At 73.8% G+C, this 10,642-nt stretch carries 9 protein-coding genes; 7 read left to right on the plus strand and 2 right to left on the minus strand.

Annotation, left to right across the window (positions count from 1 at the left end):
- Positions 1-139 precede the first annotated feature (139 nt).
- Entirely contained in the window at positions 140-1,744 is a 1,605-nt protein-coding gene (locus tag ACFUEL_RS26050; protein ID WP_380239190.1) for a regulator, read from the minus strand.
- Between the two features lie 298 nt (positions 1,745-2,042).
- On the opposite strand from ACFUEL_RS26050, the gene ACFUEL_RS26055 reads away from it, so the two are divergent.
- The 6 genes from ACFUEL_RS26055 to ACFUEL_RS26080 all read left to right on the plus strand — a co-directional run bounded on the left by ACFUEL_RS26055 (position 2,043) and on the right by ACFUEL_RS26080 (position 8,111).
- A complete protein-coding gene (locus ACFUEL_RS26055; protein ID WP_380239191.1) occupies positions 2,043-2,816 on the plus strand; it encodes a 3-hydroxybutyrate dehydrogenase in 774 nt (257 codons plus the stop codon).
- A gap of 229 nt (positions 2,817-3,045) precedes the next feature.
- Positions 3,046-4,938 carry a helix-turn-helix domain-containing protein gene (locus tag ACFUEL_RS26060; RefSeq protein ID WP_380239192.1) on the plus strand — a complete coding sequence of 631 codons (1,893 nt, stop codon included), beginning with the start codon at positions 3,046-3,048 and terminating at the stop codon, positions 4,936-4,938.
- Between the two features lie 73 nt (positions 4,939-5,011).
- The gene (gene lipB, locus ACFUEL_RS26065) at positions 5,012-5,815 is read left to right on the plus strand and encodes a lipoyl(octanoyl) transferase LipB (RefSeq protein WP_380239193.1); all 804 of its coding nucleotides are present in this window, start codon (positions 5,012-5,014) and stop codon (positions 5,813-5,815) included.
- A 117-nt stretch (positions 5,816-5,932) separates the two neighbouring features.
- Complete coding sequence (lipA, locus tag ACFUEL_RS26070) at positions 5,933-6,889, plus strand: lipoyl synthase (protein ID WP_380239194.1); 957 nt, start codon at positions 5,933-5,935, stop codon at positions 6,887-6,889.
- 237 nt (positions 6,890-7,126) lie between these two features.
- Entirely contained in the window at positions 7,127-7,279 is a 153-nt protein-coding gene (locus ACFUEL_RS26075; RefSeq protein WP_380239195.1) for a hypothetical protein, read from the plus strand.
- Between the two features lie 145 nt (positions 7,280-7,424).
- Positions 7,425-8,111 (plus strand): DUF4191 domain-containing protein, encoded by a 687-nt coding sequence (locus ACFUEL_RS26080; RefSeq protein WP_380239196.1) that lies wholly within the window; start codon positions 7,425-7,427, stop codon positions 8,109-8,111.
- 119 nt (positions 8,112-8,230) lie between these two features.
- Here the strand turns inward: ACFUEL_RS26080 and ACFUEL_RS26085 are convergent, their stop codons facing one another.
- A complete protein-coding gene (locus ACFUEL_RS26085) occupies positions 8,231-8,698 on the minus strand; it encodes an RDD family protein (protein WP_380239197.1) in 468 nt (155 codons plus the stop codon).
- A gap of 322 nt (positions 8,699-9,020) precedes the next feature.
- Here ACFUEL_RS26085 and glnA point away from each other — a divergent pair, with 322 nt between their 5' ends.
- Positions 9,021-10,433: a type I glutamate--ammonia ligase gene (gene glnA, locus ACFUEL_RS26090; RefSeq protein ID WP_380239198.1), complete on the plus strand. Its 1,413-nt coding sequence runs from the start codon at positions 9,021-9,023 to the stop codon at positions 10,431-10,433.
- Positions 10,434-10,642: the final 209 nt, after the last annotated feature.

Below are 10,642 nucleotides of genomic sequence, written 5' to 3' on the forward strand. Positions count from 1 at the left end.
GTGTATAAGAGACAGCTGTTACGGCACGCAGCAGCACCGACCTTCGATGGGCTCCGACCGTCAGCAGCACGGACCCGCCGTTCCCCGGGCCCCTGATTTCGCCTCCCGCCGTTCACACCCGGGCCTTCTGGCGGGGTTCTCAGATCACCCCCGCCTGGCGGGTGGCCTCTTCGAAGGCGCGGGCGGCGGGGGTGGTGCGGTAGGGGCTGAGGCGGCGGTGGAAGTCGCGGAGGTATTCGACGGTGCGGGCGGAGCGCATCTCGCCGGCGGCGCGCAGGGAGTCGGTGGCCATCGAGCACGCCTCGTCGACGTCGCCCATGCCCAGGCGGGCGGAGGCCAGGACGAGTCGGCACAGGATGCGGCTGCGGGCGTAGGCGGGGGCCCGCAGCCGCAGGGACTTCTCGGCGTGCTGGGCGGCGGGGCGCCACTGCTGGAGGTCCCGGTAGCAGTGGGCGAACTCGTCGGCAAGCTGGGCGTCGTCGAAGTAGCGTGCCCAGGACGGGACTTCGTCGGCGCTGCGGGCGGTGGCCAGCGCGCGTTCGCAGCGGACCAGTGCGGTGGTGCAGGCCCGGACGTCGCCGGCCAGGGCGTGGCCGCGGGCCTCGGCGGCGTGCATCAGGGCCTGGACGACGGGTGCGGCGGTGGTGCCGACGCCCTGCTGGGCGACCCGGGCGAGCTGGATGGCCTCGCGGGCGTGGCCGAGGTGGACGGCCTGCTGGCTCATGGTGGTGAGGACGAAGCCGCCCAGGACGCGGTCGCCGGCGGCCTGGGAGAGCCGCAGGGCCTGGACGAAGTAGCGCTGGGCGAGGCCGTGCGCGGCGATGTCGAAGGAGGTCCAGCCGGCGAGCCGGGTGAGGTCGGAGACGGCGCCGAACAGGGCGCGGCCGATCTGTTCGCCGTACCGGCCGCGGAGCATCGGCTCGGCCTCGCTCTCCAGGTACCGGACCAGGGCCTGCCGGGCGTGGCCGCCGCCGTAGGCGTGGTCGAGGGCCCGGAAGAGGTCTCCGACGGCGCGGATGGCGGCGATGTCGCCGCGGCCGACCCGGACGGGGGGCCTGGTCTCCCGGTGCTCGGCGCCCGGTTCGGCGCCGGAGGCGTGCGCGGGGCGGCGCGGGCCCTGCGGGGGGACGCGGGCGCCCTGCGGGGAGCGCAGTTCCTCGGGGGTGAGGGTGGTGCCGTCGCGGGCGACGCGTTCGTCGGTGCGGCCGATCAGCCAGTCGCGGCTGGGGACGACCAGCCCGGCGGGGGTGAAGGCGATCTTGCGGAGTTCGGCGTAGGGGCCGTTGTCCTTGCGCCACATGGAGGCGACGATGTCGACGGCCTCCTGCGGGGTCTCGGCGAACTCCAGCCCGGCGTAGACCGGGGCGCAGGCGTCGAGGCCGACGTCCTGGGCGGTGAGGCGGCGGCCGAGGCGGCGGGTGAAGACCTCGGCGATCAGCGCGGGGGTCGCGCCGCGGGGCTGCTGGCCGCGCAGCCAGCGGGTCACCGAGGTCTTGTCGTAGCGCAGGTCGAGGCCGTGCTCCAGGCCGAGTTGGTCGACCCGGCGGGCGAGGCCGGCATGCGAGAAGCCGGACTCCTCGATGAGTGCGGCGAGCTGGGGGTTCTGGGCGCGCCCGGCCGCGGGGGCCGGTGGTTCGGCCTGCTCGGGGGCGCGCGGAGGGGTCTCGGCCGCTCCGGTCGGGCGCGGGTCGAGCGGGTCGAGCGGTCGGTACGCGGGGCTGTCGATCACTGGCCGTTGGGGCATAGCAGTCCACACCTCTCAGGCGCCGTTCCGGCCCCTCCTGCCCGGGTCGGCGCCCCCTGATCGGGAATCGGCGCGAATGTAGCGAGCATTGGGACGCTATGGGTGGATTCGGGCCCCCCGTCCTCCGAACGGGTGAACCAGCCCCGCCCGTTGTGAGGAAGCGCGGGCGTCGCGCGTTTGAGTTCGGGAGCCGTTGCCGGCGCTCCGGGCGCATGGCGCCGGGCACCACAGGAGTGCCGAGCGCTGTGGTGTCCGCCCACATCGTTGCGGGGCCCGCGGATTCCTACCGTTCTCGGCCATGGACACCACTTCTGCCCCGCCCTCCGGGCCCCCGCTGCTCGGCCGCACCGTGCTGGTCACCGGGGCCGCCTCCGGCATCGGCCGGGCCTGCGCGGAGGCGTTCGCCGCGGCGGGCGCGCACGTGCACGTCGTCGACCTGGCCGCGGCCCCCGCCGAGGAGCTGGCGGCCCGGATCGGCGGGACCGCGCACGTCGCGGACCTGTCGGACCCGGACGCGGTGGAGGCGCTCCCGGCGGACGCGGACATCGTGGTCAACAACGCGGGCCTGCAGCACGTCGCCCCGGTGCACGAGTTCCCGGTGGAGCGGTTCGCGCTGATCCAGCGGGTCATGGTGGAGGCCCCGTTCCGGATCCTGCGCCGCACCCTGCCGCACATGTACGAGCGCGGCTGGGGCCGGGTGGTCAACATCTCCTCGGTGCACGGCCTGCGGGCCAGCGCCTTCAAGTCGGCGTACGTGACGGCCAAGCACGCCCTGGAGGGCCTGAGCAAGACGGTCGCCCTGGAGGGCGCCCCGTACGGCGTGACCAGCAACTGCGTGAACCCGGCGTACGTGCGCACCCCGCTGGTGGAGCGGCAGATCGCCGCGCAGGCGCTCGCGCACGGCATCCACGAGGACGAGGTGGTGGAGCGGATCATGCTGGACCGCACCGCCGTGAAGCGGCTGATCGAGCCGGACGAGGTCGCCCAGCTGGCGGTGTGGCTGTGCTCGCCGGGCGCCTCGTACGTCACCGGCGCGAGCCTGCCGGTGGACGGCGGGTGGACCGCGCACTGAGCGGGGCCGGGCGGGACGGGTCGGGCGGGACGGGTCGGGCGGGACGGGTCGGGGCGCGCCGCTCGGGTGGACTCGGTGAAGGAGGCTGTCGGCCGCCGGGCGCTTCCGGCAGGATCGGGGCCGCGCAGCAGGGCGGCGACCGCCGCCCGGGGAGGGCGCGGCCCCGGTCCGCCGCGGCGGGCGGGGCACCGGGGGCACGGGGGCACGAGCAACAAGAGGGAAGACCGTGATGGACCGCCACACCACCGCCGCTCCGGCGCTGCGCAGACTCCTCGACCTGCTGGCGACCGGCGCCGCCACCGAGGACTTCGGCGAGGTGCTCGCCGAGGCCCGCCGCCGGGGCGCGCCGCCCGAGGTCCTGACCGAGATCGACGACGCCACCTGGCAGGCGCTGCGGGTGCACCGCACGATGCGCCAGCACCGCCGGCGCGAGGCCGAGCTGACCGCCCTGTTCGACACCGCGGGCGACCTGGCCGCCTCCCGGGACCTGGACGCGGTGCTGCAGGCCATCGTCCGGCGGGCCCGGATGCTGCTGGGCACCGACACCGCGTACCTGACGCTGCCCGACGAGCGGGCCGGGGACACGTACATGCGGGTCACCGACGGCTCGGTCTCGCCGCTCTTCCAGACCCTGCGGCTCAGCCTGGGCGACGGCCTGGGCGGCCTGGTCGCGCAGACCGCCCGCCCCTACGCCACCCACGACTACCGGGTCGACGAGCGGTTCCGGCACACCGGGCAGATCGACGCGGGCGTGCTGGACGAGGGCCTGGTGGCGATCATCGGGGTGCCGCTGCTGCTGGGCGGCAGCGTGATCGGCGTGCTGTTCGCGGCCGACCGCACGCCGCGGGCCTTCTCCCCCGACGAGGTCGCGCTGCTGTGCACGCTGGCCGCGCACGCCGCGATCGCCCTGGACACCGCCAAGTCGCTGTCCGACACCCGGGCCGCGCTGGCCGAACTGGCCGGCGCCAACGCCGTGATCGGCGCGCACGCGGCCGCCGTGCAGCGCGCCGAACAGGCCCACGACCGGCTCACCGACCTGGTGCTGCGCGGCGCCGAGGTGGCCGACGTGGCGGCCGAGGTGGCCGCGCTGCTGGACGGCGGCGCCTCGGTGCACGACGCCGAGGGCGCCCCGCTGACCGGCCCCGGCGGCGCCCCCGGCGGCCTGGCCGACGCGGTCCTCGCCTCCCGCACCGGGGGCCACGCGGTGCGGCACGGCGAGGAGTGGGTGTGCGCGGTGCTGGCCGGGCAGGAGCTGCTGGGCGCGCTGGTGCTGCACGGGCGGCCCGAGCTGGACGACGCCGACCGGCGGGTGTTCGAGCGCGCCAGTGTCGTCACGGCGCTGCTGCTCCTGCTGCGCCGCTCGGTCGCCGAGACCGAGAACCGGGTCCGCGGCGAGCTGCTGGCCGACCTGCTCACCGCCCCGGACCGGGACCCGGCCGGGCTGACCGCGCGCGGCCGCCGGCTGGGCGTCGACCTGAACCGGCCGCACCTGGCGCTGGTCGCGGTCGCCGAGGACCGGGCCGCCCGGGAGCGGCTGGCCGGCGCGGCGACCCGCTACCTGTTCGGCTCGCGCGGGATCAGCGCCGAGTTCGGCGAGGGCGTGGTGCTGCTCGTCCCGCACGAGGGCGGCGGGGACGGCGCGGTGGCCGGGGCGGCGGCGGAGCGGCTGGCCCGGCTGGTGGGCTCGCCGGTCACGGTCGGCGCCGGGCGGGCGGCGAGCGGCCCGGTCGCGCTGGCCGCCGGGTACGCGGAGGGGGTGCGCTGCGTCCGGGCGCTGCGGGTGCTGGGCCGGGCCGGGGACGGGGCGTGCGCGGCCGACCTGGGGTTCCTGGGGGTGCTGCTGGGCGACGGCCACGACGTGGACGGCTTCGTCCGGGCCACCCTGGGCCCGCTGCTGGACTACGACGCCAAGCGCGGCACCGAGCTGGTGCGCACCCTGCGCGCCTACTTCGACTGCGGCGGCGGCCTGACCCGGGCCAAGGACCTGCTGCACGTGCACGTGAACACGGTGGTGCAGCGCCTCGACCGGGTGGAGGTGCTGCTGGGCCGGGACTGGAACCAGCCGGAGCGGGCGCTGGAGCTCCAACTCGCCCTGCGGCTGCTGCTGTTGGCGGAGGGCTGAGGCGGGGTCGCGGCCGGGGCGGCCGGTCGGCGTACAGTGGCGAGGTTGGGCTGATCGGCCGGCTGGGAGTTGCGTGGTGAGCGAGAACGTGCGGTTCGTGCGGATGGGGATCGGCGAGCGGACCGTCCCCTACCAGGAGGCGTGGGCGGAGCAGCAGCGGCTGCACGCGCTGCGGGTCGCGGACGAGATCCCGGACACCGTGCTGCTGCTGGAGCACGACCCGGTGTACACGATGGGCAAGCGCACCAACCCGGCGGACCTGCCGCTGGACGGCACCCCGGTGGTGGAGGTCAACCGCGGCGGCGAGATCACCTGGCACGGCCCCGGCCAGCTGGTCGGCTACCCCATCGTGAAGCTGCCGGACCCGATCGACGTGGTCGCGTACGTGCGGCGGCTGGAGGAGGCGCTGATCCGGGCCTGCGCCGAGTTCGGCGTGGAGACCGCCCGGGTCGAGGGGCGCAGCGGGGTGTGGAAGCTCGGCGCGGAGATCCCCGGCGCGGTGGTCGACCCCGCGCAGGTGCTGGAGATCGGCAAGCTGACCCTGCGGATGGGCCTGCCGCTGGGCATCGACCCGCGGCTGGCCGGTCCCGAGTACGCGCCGTCCAACGCGGGCCAGCGCGGCGACGACCGCAAGCTCGCCGCGATCGGGGTGCGGGTGGCCCGCGGGGTGACCATGCACGGCTTCGCGCTGAACTGCGACCCGGACATGACGTACTTCGACAAGATCGTCCCGTGCGGGATCCGGGACGCCGGGGTGGCCTCGCTCAGCGGCGAGCTGGCCCGGCCGTTCCCGGTGGGGGCGGCGGTGGACGCGGTCGAACGGAAGCTGGCCGAGGTGTTCGCCGAGCTGCCCGAGCCGGTCGCCGCCGTCCGGTAGCGGAATCGGCGCGGCGCGCCGAGCGTTGGCTTTCGAAGGCAAGCCCGGGGCCGGGCGCAGGCCGTTGAAGCGCAGGCGTACCCTGAGGGGTACCCCGTCTAGTTCTAGGAGTCGCACGTGTCCGCTGTCGCACCCGACGGCAGGAAGCTCCTCCGGCTGGAGGTCCGCAACAGCGAGACCCCCATCGAGCGGAAGCCCGAGTGGATCAAGACCAGGGCGAAGATGGGGCCGGAGTACAACGCCCTGCAGTCCCTGGTGAAGAAGGAGGGGCTGCACACGGTCTGCCAGGAGGCCGGCTGTCCCAACATCTTCGAGTGCTGGGAGGACCGCGAGGCGACCTTCCTGATCGGCGGCGACCAGTGCACCCGCCGCTGCGACTTCTGCCAGATCGACACCGGCAAGCCCGCCGAGTTCGACCGGGACGAGCCGCGCCGGGTCGCCGAGTCCATCGTCACGATGGACCTCAACTACGCCACCATCACCGGCGTCGCCCGTGACGACCTGGAGGACGGCGGCTCCTGGCTGTACGCCGAGACCGTCCGCCAGGTGCACGCGATGACGGCCGGCCGGGAGGCCGGGCGGACGGGCGTCGAGCTCCTCATCCCGGACTTCAACGCCGTTCCCGAGCAACTCGCCGAGGTCTTCTCCGCCCGCCCCGAGGTGCTGGCGCACAACGTCGAGACGGTGCCGCGGATCTTCAAGCGGATCCGCCCCGCGTTCCGCTACGAGCGCTCGCTCGACGTGATCACCCAGGCCCGGGCGGCCGGGCTGGTCACCAAGTCGAACCTGATCCTGGGCATGGGCGAGACCCGCGAGGAGGTCAGCGAGGCACTGGCCGACCTGGTGGACGCCGGCTGCGAGCTGATCACCATCACCCAGTACCTGCGGCCCTCGCTGCGCCACCACCCGGTGGAGCGCTGGGTGAAGCCGCAGGAGTTCGTCGAGCTCCAGCAGGAGGCCGAGGAGCTGGGCTTCGCCGGAGTGATGTCCGGCCCGCTGGTGCGCTCCTCCTACCGGGCCGGCCGGCTGTACCGGCAGGCGCTGGAGCACCGCGAGCGGGCCGCCGCGGTCTGAAACCGCGGCCGGTGCCGCCGTCGTCCTGACCTGAGGGGCGGGTCCGTCCGGGCCCGCCCCTCCGCGCGTCAGGTACGGGCCCGTCCTCCGCGCGTCCGGTCCGGCCCGTCCCTCCGCGCGTCCGGGGGCCGTACGGGCTAGGGGGCGACGTTTCACGTGGCATTGACGGCCGGGTCACCGTACGGTAACGGGCGTCCGGGACGCTGGAGCGGTACCCGGGTCGAGGAGTGGGTGTTGATGCGTACCGGAATCCGGGCCGCGCTGCGGCGGGCCGAGCGAGTGCTGTTGATCCGCGGCGCGCGCCGCAACGCGTGGGCGGCGGTGTGCGAGAACCGGCGGCTGGCGGGCGAACGCGAGCAGGCCGTGCGGGTGTTCGGGCGGAGTGCCTGAACCCCCGGTCGGGGCCGGGGTCGCGTCCGGGCCGCGGTGCGGGTCCCGGTGGGGGTCGCGGCGGGGCCCGGGTCGGGGAAAGGCCAGGGTCACGAACCGGCACCGCCTTGGATGATCGCGTGTGCCGCCACGTACCATGAGCGGTATGGCGAGGCAAAAATCCGATACCCCTGGGCGGCTCGCACAGATCCGCCAGGCATATGTCATGACCAAGCAGGTCGACACCAAGATCGGCCTGATCATCGCCGGCGTCGGCCTGCTGACCTTCGGCGTGTTCCTCGCCATCGGCTTCGCACTGGACCACCCGATCTACCTGGGCATCCTCGGTTTCGTGGTGGCGGTGCTGGCGGTCGCGATCGTGTTCGGCCGGCGTGCCGAGCGGGCCGCGTTCGGGCAGATGGAGGGCCAGCCGGGCGCGGTCGCGGCGGTGCTGGGCAACATCCGGCGCGGCTGGAGCGCGAACCAGACCCCGGTGGCGGTCACCCGCAGCCAGGACGCGGTCTACCGGGCGGTCGGCCGGGCCGGCATCGCGCTGATCGGCGAGGGCAACCCGAACCGGGTGCGGTCGCTGCTGGCGGCCGAGAAGAAGAAGATGGCCCGGGTGGTCGGCGACATCCCGGTGCACGACATCGTGGTCGGCAACGGCGAGGGCGAGATCCCGCTCAAGAAGCTGCAGATCCACCTGATGCGCCTGCCCCGCGCGATCAGCGCCGCCCAGGTCACCGAGACCAACGACCGGCTGCGCGCGCTCGGCGACCTGCTCTCCAAGGCTCCGATCCCCAAGGGCCCGATGCCCAAGGGCGCCCGGATGCCCAAGGGCGGCATGCGCTGACGCTGCCCGAGGGCGGCATGCGCCGAGGCGCGACTCCCCCGTTCAACACCACGGCCCCGCCCACGAGGTTCCCCTCCGCGAGCGGGGCCGTTCGACGTTCCGGCGACCGCGGCGGGCGGTCAGAAGCGGACCTCGACGGTGCCGACCGCCTTGTCGTGCAGGCCGCGGGTGTCGCGGTCCCAGACGGCGGCCGGGATGACCAGGCACAGCAGCAGGGTGCGCAGCAGCACCTGCGGGATGGTGGCGCGGGTGCCGTCGAGCCGGACCACCCGCAGGCCGAACAGGCGCTTGCCGATGGTGGTGCCGGTGGTGGCGAGGAACAGCACCGTGACGGCGTAGAACAGCGGGAGGGACCACAGGTTGGCGGACTTCACGTCGCCGCCGGCCAGCAGGCCGTAGGAGACCAGGTTGACCAGCCAGGCGTCCACGAACAGCGCGCCGATCCGGCGACCGGGGCCGGCCATCGCACCGGAGCCGTCCCGCGGGAGGCCGAGGCGCTCGCCGCGGTAGCCGAAGTCGGCGCCCATCTTCTCGGCGGCGGCCTTCGGGCCGTCGATCCACGATCCGAGTGCTTCTCTGGTGTCCACGAATCCACCCTAACCGGGCTTACGGCCGGGGCCGGTGGCAGCCCCGGCCGTTGGCGCGCCCCGGTCGGCTCCCGTCGGGGTGAACCCCGTTCGGCCGACTGCCACGAGTGGTCTAGACCAGTGGTTGATCACGGGGTCGGCGGGGCAGGGATTTTGCCCGGAACCGTCCCGCTTTGCCAGCCGCCCCAGTGGCCTGGTTAACATGTGGGAAACAAGCGAGTCACGAGCCGGAAACGGGCCGTTCCTATCGTGAGCCCCCTGCACCGGGGCTCCCGTCGCCCCTGACGGAGACTCAGACCGTGCACGCCGAGGAGGAGTACGGATGTTCACCAACGCCGACGAGGTGAAGCAGTACATCGCGGACAACGACGTCAAGTTCGTCGACGTCCGGTTCTGCGACCTGCCGGGCGTGCTGCAGCACTTCTCGGTCCCGGCCGCGACCTTCGACCCGTCCGAGACCCTGATGTTCGACGGCTCCTCGATCCGCGGCTTCCAGGCCATCCACGAGTCCGACATGGCCCTGGTGCCCGACCTCGCCACCGCCCGGCTGGACCCGTTCCGCGCCGAGAAGCACCTCAACATCAACTTCTTCATCCAGGACCCGATCACCGGCGAGGCGTACAGCCGCGACCCGCGCAACGTCGCCCGCAAGGCCGAGGCGTACCTGGCCTCCTCCGGCATCGCCGAGACCGCCTACTTCGGGCCCGAGGCCGAGTTCTACGTCTTCGACTCGGTGCGCTTCGAGACCTCCGCCAACGCCTCCTACTACCACATCGACTCGGTGGCCGGCGCCTGGAACAGCGGCTCCGCCGAGGGCGACGTGCGCGGCTACAAGGTCAAGTACAAGGGCGGCTACTTCCCCGTCCCGCCGGTCGACCACTTCGCCGACCTGCGCGCCGAGATGTCCCTCGAACTCGCCAAGGCCGGGCTGGAGGTCGAGCGCCAGCACCACGAGGTCGGCACCGCCGGACAGGCCGAGATCAACTACAGGTTCAACACCCTGCTGCACGCCGCCGACGACCTGATGCTGTTCAAGTACATCATCAAGAACGTCGCCTGGCGGGCCGGCAAGACCGCCACCTTCATGCCCAAGCCGATCTTCGGCGACAACGGCTCCGGCATGCACGTCCACCAGTCGCTGTGGACCGGCGGCAACCCGCTCTTCTACGACGAGCAGGGCTACGCGGGCCTGTCCGACACCGCCCGCTACTACATCGGCGGCATCCTCAAGCACGCCCCCTCGCTGCTGGCCTTCACCAACCCCTCGGTGAACTCCTACCACCGCCTCGTCCCCGGCTTCGAGGCCCCGGTCAACCTGGTCTACTCGCAGCGCAACCGCTCCGCCGCCATCCGCATCCCGATCACCGGCTCCAACGCCAAGGCCAAGCGCATCGAGTTCCGCGCCCCCGACCCGGCCTCCAACCCCTACCTGGCCTTCTCCGCGATGCTGATGGCCGGCCTCGACGGCATCAAGAACAAGATCGAGCCGCTCGAGCCCGTCGACAAGGACCTCTACGAACTCGCCCCCGACGAGCACGCCGCCGTCCCCCAGGTCCCCGCCTCCCTCGGCGCCGTCCTCGACGCCCTGGAGGCCGACCACGAGTACCTCCTCGCGGGCGGCGTCTTCACCGCCGACCTGATCGAGACCTGGATCGACTACAAGCGCACCCACGAGATCGCGCCGATCGCCCTGCGGCCGCACCCGCACGAGTTCGAGCTGTACTACGACTTGTAAGACCCCTCTCCGACCTGCGGAAACGTCTGGTCGGGGGTGGTGGAGCGGTTCGGTCACGGCCCTGCTGGTGGTGGCCGCGTACGCGATCCGGGGCGGCCTGCGGCGCGGCCCGTCCTGAGCAGGGCCGTCGCGGCGACGGCAGCGGGCCCGGCCCACCCCGGTGACCGGGCCCGGGGGGGTTGGGGGCGGGGGGGGGCGCCCCGGGGGCT

It is taken from the genome of Kitasatospora sp. NPDC057198, from assembly GCF_042670125.1.
In the GTDB taxonomy this organism is placed as follows: domain Bacteria; phylum Actinomycetota; class Actinomycetes; order Streptomycetales; family Streptomycetaceae; genus Kitasatospora.